General features: G+C 65.3%; 9 protein-coding genes and 1 tRNA gene. 4 read left to right on the forward strand and 6 right to left on the reverse strand.

Annotation, left to right across the window (positions count from 1 at the left end; genetic code table 11):
- Positions 1–85 precede the first annotated feature (85 nt).
- Positions 86–156: transfer RNA gene (locus VJV41_RS12830), tRNA-Cys, on the reverse strand.
- Positions 157–217: 61 nt separating this feature from the next.
- Entirely contained in the window at positions 218–976 is a 759-nt protein-coding gene (locus tag VJV41_RS12835; protein ID WP_325334228.1) for a DUF899 domain-containing protein, read from the reverse strand.
- A 95-nt stretch (positions 977–1,071) separates the two neighbouring features.
- Between VJV41_RS12835 and VJV41_RS12840 the strand changes: the two genes are divergently transcribed.
- Both VJV41_RS12840 and VJV41_RS12845 read left to right on the forward strand, forming a co-directional pair.
- Entirely contained in the window at positions 1,072–1,800 is a 729-nt protein-coding gene (locus VJV41_RS12840) for an MgtC/SapB family protein (RefSeq protein WP_325334230.1), read from the forward strand.
- Positions 1,801–1,812: 12 nt separating this feature from the next.
- The gene (locus VJV41_RS12845; protein ID WP_325334232.1) at positions 1,813–2,529 is read left to right on the forward strand and encodes a 5'-methylthioadenosine/adenosylhomocysteine nucleosidase; all 717 of its coding nucleotides are present in this window, start codon (positions 1,813–1,815) and stop codon (positions 2,527–2,529) included.
- Here the strand turns inward: VJV41_RS12845 and VJV41_RS12850 are convergent.
- The 3 genes from VJV41_RS12850 to VJV41_RS12860 all read right to left on the reverse strand — a co-directional run bounded on the left by VJV41_RS12850 (position 2,495) and on the right by VJV41_RS12860 (position 6,677).
- On the reverse strand, positions 2,495–3,895 hold the full coding sequence (locus VJV41_RS12850; RefSeq protein ID WP_325334234.1) for an MFS transporter: 1,401 nt from the start codon (positions 3,893–3,895) through the stop codon (positions 2,495–2,497). The two genes, VJV41_RS12845 and VJV41_RS12850, sit on opposite strands and share 35 nt — an antisense overlap.
- 50 nt (positions 3,896–3,945) lie before the next feature.
- A complete protein-coding gene (gene uvrB / locus VJV41_RS12855) occupies positions 3,946–6,105 on the reverse strand; it encodes an excinuclease ABC subunit UvrB (protein WP_325334236.1) in 2,160 nt (719 codons plus the stop codon).
- 182 nt (positions 6,106–6,287) lie between these two features.
- Entirely contained in the window at positions 6,288–6,677 is a 390-nt protein-coding gene (locus VJV41_RS12860; RefSeq protein WP_325334238.1) for an enoyl-CoA hydratase-related protein, read from the reverse strand.
- 19 nt (positions 6,678–6,696) lie between these two features.
- Between VJV41_RS12860 and VJV41_RS12865 the strand changes: the two genes are divergently transcribed.
- Together VJV41_RS12865 and VJV41_RS12870 are read left to right on the forward strand one after the other, a co-directional pair.
- Positions 6,697–7,293, forward strand: a complete 597-nt coding sequence (locus tag VJV41_RS12865) for a TetR/AcrR family transcriptional regulator (protein WP_325334240.1) — start codon at positions 6,697–6,699, stop codon at positions 7,291–7,293.
- A gap of 92 nt (positions 7,294–7,385) precedes the next feature.
- Positions 7,386–7,829, forward strand: a complete 444-nt coding sequence (locus VJV41_RS12870) for a DUF402 domain-containing protein (RefSeq protein WP_414684945.1) — start codon at positions 7,386–7,388, stop codon at positions 7,827–7,829.
- Positions 7,830–7,895: 66 nt separating this feature from the next.
- On the opposite strand, the gene VJV41_RS12875 is transcribed toward VJV41_RS12870, so the two are convergent.
- On the reverse strand, positions 7,896–8,118 hold a 223-nt coding region (locus VJV41_RS12875; protein WP_325334243.1), incomplete at its 5' end, for a hypothetical protein.

An 8,118-nucleotide genomic window follows, 5' to 3' on the forward strand; every position in this document is an offset into this window, starting at 1 on the left:
AGTCCCCTGCGGACGCCCACGAAAAAAACCCTGAACCCCCAACGAGGGTTCAGAGCTATTCGGATGTCTTGCAACATCACAATCGAGCGAGTGGCGGGATTCGAACCCGCGTAGACGGCTTTGCAGGCCGGTGCCTAGCCACTCAGCCACACCCGCAACGGGTTATGACCTTGCCACGGTGGCGGGCACCGGCCCAGGGTTCAGATCGCCGTGATCGCTAACCCTCGAGCGGCATGCCCGCCGCGATTCCGCCTTGCGGCCATCCCGCCGGCGAGTCCTCCCACGGCTCCTGACGCCCGTACGGGGTCAGATCGAGGAACGGATAGCCGACGGCTGAGTGGTCCAGACCCCGCGCATACGCCGAATACGTGTGGAAGACCTCGTCTCCGCGGCGCAGGAAGACGCTGGCCCCCGGCCAGTCGCCGCGCAGGTCTCCATCGGTCCACCCGTCGGCATGCAACTCGTCGAGCGACTTGTAGTTGTACTCGATCGGCGCGCGGCTCGAGTCAAGCGTGACGTGATAGTCGTATGTGAAGTCGTTGTCGCGCGACGAGTACCACGGAAACGTCCACCCGTGCTTGTCGCGGTACCGCGCGATGCTGGCATACGGCGCACGGGAGACACACGCAAACGTCACGTCCTTCGCGTTCAACAGCGCGCGGTCCTTCTCGGTGAACGTCATATCCGCCGCCGCCGTGCAGCTCGGACAGCCCTCGTCGATCGCGTCGATCCACATGAAGTGATGGACGTACAGCTGGTTTCGGCCTTCGAACATGTCGTGCAGCCGGACCTCGCCGCTGGGGCCGTCGAACACGTAGTCCTTCTCCACCTTCACCATCGGTAGGCGGCGACGCTCCGCATTGACGGCGTCGCGCAGATGCGTGACCTCGCGCTCGCGCGCCAGCAAGTTCTTGCGAGCCTCCAGCCACTCGGCGCGGGTGGTCACCTCGGGATAAGCGGTCAGCGTTGTCGGCATAGAAAATCACTCCTAACGAACGGGGCCTCTCGGATATATGGACCTCGCGGCGCGTCGAAAGTCATCGGTCGCCCCCGCCGAGTTAATTTCTTCCCATGGACCTCTGGCTGGCAGATCCGCCGTTTTTCGGCGGCCCGGGACAGGGCAGCCGCCAGATCATCGAGCTGTTCGTCGCATTCGGATTGACCGCACTGATCGGTCTGGAGCGCGAAATCCAGGGCAAGAGCGCCGGCGTGCGCACCCAGACCATCGTCGGCACCGCCGCCGCCCTGATCCTGCTCGTCAGCAAGTACGGCTTCTCCGACGTACTGCAGAGCGATCTGGTCGTCGTCGACCCGTCGCGTGTCGCGGCCCAAATCGTCTCGGGTATCGGCTTTCTGGGCGCAGGGATCATCATCTTCCGCCGCGGATCGGTACATGGGCTGACCACCGCGGCGGCGGTCTGGGAGTCCGCGGCCATCGGTATGGCCGCCGGATCCGGCCTGCTGTTGCTCGCCGTCACCGTGACCGCGATGCACTTCCTCATCATCGTCGGGTTCATGCCACTCGCCACCCGGTTATCCGCCCGGTTGAGCGGATCGATCACCATGCATGTCACCTACCACGAGGGCCGCGGTGTGATGAGTCGACTCCTGCAAGCCTGCGACCGGCGCCAGTGGCAGCTCACCGACCTTTCCGCCCAGACCCCTGAAGAGCCCGGTGGCGCGGGGACGTCGGGCGTGATGTTGACGCTGTCAGGCCGGGGCATCATGACCGCTCCAACGGTGCTGGCCGGTATCGACGGCGTAACGGCGATCCGCCAGCTCGACGACGACCCCGACTAGCCATACTGCGGTGTGACCATCGGACTGATCTGCGCGATCCCGCAGGAACTCGCACACCTCCGCAACGTGCTGGCTGACGCCCACAGCCAGGACGCAGCACACACCGTTTTCCACACCGGAACGATCGACGGCCATGACGTGGTGCTGGTCGGATCCGGGATGGGCAAGGTCAACGCTGCGATAGTCAGCACACTTCTGGCCGACCGATTTGGCTGCCGCGCAATCGTTTTCTCCGGCGTGGCGGGCGGCCTGGACCCGTCCTTGGCCATCGGCGACATTGTCGTCGCCGACGTGGTTGTCCAACACGACGCGGGTGTATTCGAGAACGAACGCGTGCGGACATATCAGCCCGGCTATGCCCCGGTCATCAACCCCACCGATCGGCTCGGCTACCCGGCTGATCCCGAACTGCTCTCCCGCGTGAAGCGACGACTCGAAGGGATCTCGATCCCGGGCCAAATCGTCTACGGCACAGTGCTATCCGGTGACCAGTATCTGAATTGCGAGGCCACGCGAGACCGTCTGCGAAGTGAGTTGGGCGGACAGGCGATCGAGATGGAGGGAGGCGCTGTCGCCCAGGTGTGTGAGGCGTTCGGCATCCCCTGGCTCGTCATCCGCGCATTGTCCGACCTCGCCGGTGGCAACGCGCTTTTCGACTTCACCACGTTTGTCGATCAGGCCGCCGCATCCTCGGCTAAGATTCTGCGGCGCCTGCTGCCCGAGCTCTGACCGACGCCACAACACCGATCGCCGCCAGCGTGGCGAAGCCCGTGAACAGCCACCGTGCCGGTGTCGCGTCGCCGGTGTCCGTCAAGTTGACTGCCACACCGGCGAGTCCTGCGCCGAACGCGCCGCAGATCAACTGCACCGTGTTGATGGCGGCGGCCGCAGCAGGGCCTTCCGCGGGGTCGTCGACGCAGCCCATCGCCCACGCGGACAAGTGTGGCCACGCGATTCCCACGCCTGCGCCGGTGATCAGCAGCGCGATGACCCAGGCAGCGACGAGAACGACGGATGCATCCTCGTACTGTGTGAGCGCACCGAGCGCCAGCCCGGCAGCCATCACCAGCGGTGCGACAGCCACCATGCGCATGATCACCCGGCTGTTACGCAATGAGGCGCTACCGATCTCGCCCACGGTCCACCCGACCGCCAGGCCCGCTCCGAGGAATCCGGCCGCAACGGGCGTCAGATGGGCCAGCCGCTGACCGAACAGCGGGACATACATGTCCACCATCGTGGCGGCCATGAGCACACCGAGGGTCAGGTAGATCCACTTCAGCGGCCCGCGGCCAAAAGTACTTGGCGGCAACACAGCAGCGGACAAACGGCGGTCGACGAAGACGAACAGCGCGACCAGTGCCGCGCCGAGCACGAGCAGTCCAGCGGTGGCTCGTGTGTCGTGCGGTATGCCGGCCGCACTGACTGCCAATGCCGCCGAACCCAGCAGAAGCAGCGACCACACCGGGATGGGTGTGCGACCCTCGTCCGTCTGGGCCCGCGCCGGAAGCACGATTGGCACCAAGACGGCCATCGCGACTGTCAGCGTGACGAGCACACCGAATGCCCAACGCCACGAACTGAATTGGGAGAACAACCCCCCAGCCGCCGGGCCGAGGAGCGTGCCGACCCCCCACATCGCCGAAACCAATGCAGAGGCCTTGGTCCACAACGAACTTGGCAGCGCGGTGTTGATCACCGCATAACCCAGGCCGGCCAGCAGACCACCGGCCGCGCCTTGGACGGTACGCCCGGCCAACATGATCTCCATGGTCGGCGCGACCGCACACGTCAGGCTGCCTGCGCCGAACACGCTGAGCGCCAACAGGTATGACCATCGCGGCCCGAATCGCATCAGGACTGAGTGGACGGTCGTCGCCGCTACCACGGACGCCACCAGGTATACCGTCGTCACCCACGCGTAGAAACGCTGACCGCCTATCTCGGCGACCGCACTGGGCATGAGGCTGATGGTCAGGAATTCGTTGGTCGCGTACAGCGCAACACCGCCGGCGAGCACGGTCGAGGCCCCGAGGTTTTTCGGGCCTAGCAGCTCGCGCCAGCTGCCGGTGGTTGTCGTCGCGGTGTCGGTCACCTCGCTCACGCTACGAGCTCAACCGCTGTTGAGGTCAAGCCCGGCGGACTTCACTTGAGACCCGCGGCGTCCATGCCGCGCAATTCCTTCTTCAGATCGGCGATCTCGTCGCGAATCCGCGCCGCCAACTCGAACTGGAGATCCCGGGCGGCGGCCATCATCTGCTCGGTCAGATCTTTGATGAGGTCGGCCAATTCGGCTCGCGGCATGTTCGTCGTGTCGCGCCCCTCGATGATGCCCGCGCTCACTGCGCGGCCGGGCTCGCCCTGTGCGCGACGGCCACGCGACGCGTTGCGGCCCGAACCGCCGATCTCGACGGCTTCGGTGTCGTCGGCCTCGCGGTAGACCTGGTCGAGAATGTCGGCGATCTTCTTGCGCAACGGTTTCGGATCGATTCCGTTAGCCTCGTTGTAGGCGACCTGTTTGGCCCGGCGACGTTCGGTCTCGTCGATGGCTTCCCGCATCGAGTCGGTGATCTTGTCGGCGTACATGTGCACCTCACCCGACACGTTTCGGGCGGCGCGGCCGATGGTCTGGATCAGGCTGCGGGTCGACCGCAGGAAACCTTCTTTGTCGGCGTCGAGGATCGACACCAGCGACACCTCGGGCAGGTCGAGACCCTCCCGCAGGAGGTTGATACCGACCAGCACGTCGTAATCACCGAGGCGCAGCTGCCGCAAAAGTTCGACGCGCCGCAGCGTATCGACCTCCGAATGCAGGTAGCGCACCCGGATGCCCATCTCAAGCAGGTAGTCGGTGAGGTCCTCGGCCATCTTCTTGGTCAGTGTGGTGACCAGGACTCGCTCGTCGCGGTCAGTGCGTTTGCGAATCTCGCCGATCAGATCGTCGATCTGGCCCTTCGTCGGCTTCACGACCACTTGTGGATCCACCAGGCCGGTCGGGCGGATCACCTGTTCGACGAACTCACCACCGGACTGGCTCAGTTCGTACGGCCCCGGGGTCGCCGACAGATACACCGTCTGACCGATCCGGTCGGCGAATTCCTCCCACGTCAGAGGCCGGTTGTCGATGGCCGACGGCAGCCGGAACCCGAAATCGACCAGGTTGCGCTTGCGGGAGATGTCGCCCTCGTACATGCCGCCGATCTGCGGCACCGTGACATGCGACTCGTCGATGACGAGCAGAAAGTCCTCGGGGAAGTAGTCCAGCAGGGTGGCAGGCGCCGAGCCCGCAGGCCGGGCGTCGATGTGGCGCGAGTAGTTCTCGATGCCTGAGCAGAACCCGACCTGGCGCATCATCTCGACGTCGTAGTTGGTCCGCATCCGGAGCCGCTGCGCCTCGAGCAGCTTGCCCTGGCCTTCCAGTTCGGCCAGTCGCTCTTCGAGTTCCTGCTCGATAGTGGAAATCGCGTGCGCCATCCGCTCGGGGCCCGCGACGTAGTGGGTGGCCGGGAAGACCCGGAGCGAGTCGACCTTGCGCACCACATCGCCGGTCAACGGGTGCATGTAGTAGAGCGCCTCGATCTCGTCGCCGAAGAACTCGATACGTACCGCGAGTTCCTCGTATGACGGGATGATCTCGACGGTGTCGCCGCGGACCCGGAACGACCCGCGGGTGAATGCCATGTCGTTGCGGGTGTATTGGACGTCGACCAGGAGCCGCAGCAGCGCGTCGCGCGGAACCTCGTCGCCGACGTTCAACTCGACGGAACGGTCCAGGTAGGACTGCGGTGTTCCCAGGCCATAAATGCATGACACCGACGCGACCACAACCACGTCACGCCGGGACAGCAGGCTCGACGTCGCGGAGTGCCGTAGCCGCTCTACGTCGTCGTTGATCGAGCTGTCCTTCTCGATGTAGGTGTCGGTCTGGGCGATGTACGCCTCTGGCTGGTAGTAGTCGTAATACGAGACGAAGTACTCAACTGCGTTATGCGGCAACATTTCTCGCAGCTCGTTGGCGAGCTGAGCGGCCAGCGTCTTGTTCGGGGCCATCACCAGGGTGGGCCGCTGCAACCGCTCGATCAACCACGCGGTGGTCGCCGACTTGCCTGTGCCGGTAGCACCCAGCAGCACGATGTCGCGCTCCCCCGCCGTGATCCTTCGCTCCAGCTCCTCGATGGCGGCAGGCTGGTCACCGGCCGGCTCGTGCTCGCTGACCACCTCGAAGTGACCGCCAACCCGGACGATGTCGTCGACGGCGCGGTACTCCGAGTGCGCAAGCACGGGATGTTCGGTCGCGAAAGCCATGTTCACCAGGGTAGAACCCGCCACCGACATCGGCTGTTCCCGAGGACTACGCGCCGACGAACCGGGCCGGTCGTCGCTCGATGAACGACAGCATTCCCTCCGCCCCGTCCTTCGTTTTGAACAAGGCCGCGACATCGTCGACAAAGCGGTCCTCAGCGGCCCGGTCACCCTCGCGGTTCGCGCTAGGCGAAGCGGGCTTCGGCACTTGCGATCCGGATGTCGGCGGCGAGCAGAAGTTCGATGCCGAGTGTCAAACACCAACCCTGAGCGGCGGCGACGACCGGCGTCGTCCACGGTCGCCCGTCATTGCGCCACGGATTGCGGGCGTCGTCGGGCCAGTCCAGTGATCCTTCGACCAGGCGCGGCCCCACTTCGGCGAGATCGAGCCCGCCGGTGAAGTTGTCGCCATGCGCGTAAAGCACGCCGGCGCGCAGGTTGTCGTCGCTTTCCAGGCGTTCGTACGCGCGGCCGAGCTCCTCCAGCATTTCGACGTTGAAGGCGTTTCGCTTTTCCGGCCGGTTGAGCCCGATGTGCAGGACGTTGCTCCGTTGTTCGACTATGACACTTGACATAGTCCGGAGAGTAACTATGATGACCGTCATAACCAGCGATAGCCGAAACCGGATGATCCAAAGTGCCGCTTTGCTGTTCAGAGAGCAGGGCTACAGCGGCACGGGTTTCCGCGACGTCATCGGGCACAGCGGAGCGCCACGCGGCTCGATCTACCACCACTTCCCAGGTGGCAAGGAACAGCTTGCGGCCGACACCGTTGCGTGGGCCTCAGCGGTGATCGAGAGACAGATTGAACGGGCCGCCCAGACCGGAAATCCCCTCGTCGCCCTCGACATGTTCGTGGATGCATGGCGGGAAGTGCTTGAGGACAGCAACTTTCGCGCCGGCTGCCCGATCGTTGCTGTCGCAGCAGAGGCCGACGCCGGGTCGACCGCGACCGCGGCGGCGGCCGCCGCATTCGGCCGCTGGCAAGACCTGATCGCACATGCGTTGCTCGGCGCGGGTGTCGGCCGCACAGATGCGCGGCGACTGGCCACCCTTGTGATCGCGGGCATCGAAGGCGCGATCTTGTTGTGCCGCGCGCGCCGCGACATCCGGCCATTGCGCGACGTCCATCGCGCCCTGGAGGCGACCCTGCGCGCTGCGATGTCGTGGCACGGGCGATCAGTGGAGTAATCAGGCCAGCGCACTATCCTGAACGCATCCACGCTCCCAAGCACGAAACGTTCGACCTGGTCGCCCGCACCAACACCGATCCGAAGGGCATCGTGCGGGCGGTCGACGTCTACACCCTCGAACCGTGGGGCCTGTACATGGCTCGGCCAACGCCTGGCCGAGCTCAGTTTCACTACATGGAGTCGTGGCTGCTGCCGTCACTGAGCCTGCGCGCCACGGTGTTTCACTTCAATCCCGGCCATGAGCTCGATCAGGACTACTACCTCGACGTGGGTCGCTACACGCCGGGCAAGACGGCTTGGCATTCGGAGGACCACTACCTCGACCTGGTCGTCCGCACCGGCGCCGGAGTGGAGTTGTCCGACGTCGACGAACTGCTCACGGCCGTCCGACACGGTCTGCTGACCCCCGAAACCGGCGAACAGGCGGTGCAAACCGCGGTCGCCGCGATCGAGGGACTGTCCAGACATGAATACGACCTCGACCGCTGGCTGGCCGACAACGGCATGGCCCTTACCTGGCGGGCCCCTGCGTAGACGAGTGAGCCCACTCAGCACGTCACGCTCGTGTGTGCTGAGTGGGCTCACCACTACTCGCGGCCTTTAGGTGGTGCCGCCGTTGCTGCCGTTGGAACCGTTGTCGCCGTTGGAACCGTTGCTTCCGTTGGCGCCGTTGCCACGCGTGCTTCCGGTGTGACCGCCGCCGCCGAGGAGACCACCGCCGCCGCCGGTACCTCCGGTGCCACCCGTACCGCCGGTGCCACCCGTACCGCCGTGGCCGCCGTGGCCACCGGAACCAGCCTGACCCGGGGTGCCGGAGGTCTCC

The organism is Mycobacterium sp., from assembly GCF_035274705.1.
Classification (GTDB): Bacteria; Actinomycetota; Actinomycetes; order Mycobacteriales; family Mycobacteriaceae; genus Mycobacterium.